1 pseudogene is annotated in these 289 nt (G+C 64.4%); it reads right to left on the bottom strand.

Going from position 1 to position 289, the window contains the following annotated elements:
* Positions 1 to 289: pseudogene (locus tag EN846_RS34615) on the bottom strand (glucose-6-phosphate dehydrogenase); the annotation flags it as partial.

Raw genomic sequence — 289 nt, forward strand, 5'->3', positions numbered from 1 at the left:
ATGAAGAAGGGCACGTCCTGCCAGCGCCAGGTGTCGACGAAGAAGCGCACCGCGGCGAAGGTCTCGACCGGCGAATTCGGCCTGACGCCCGGCTCGGCCAGGTAGCCGTCGAACTGGCCGCGCACGACATCGTCCCTGGTCAGCGTGCGGATGGCGCGCAGCACTTGCACTTTCTCGTCGATCAGGTCGTCGGCCGAACGGCCGACCGGCGGCTCCATGGCAAGCAGAAGAAGGATGTTGAGCAGGTGGTTCTCGATCACGTCGCGAATGCAGCCGACATCGTCATAGA

The sequence above is a fragment of the Mesorhizobium sp. M4B.F.Ca.ET.203.01.1.1 genome (assembly GCF_004791025.1).
Classification (GTDB): domain Bacteria; phylum Pseudomonadota; class Alphaproteobacteria; order Rhizobiales; family Rhizobiaceae; genus Mesorhizobium; species Mesorhizobium abyssinicae.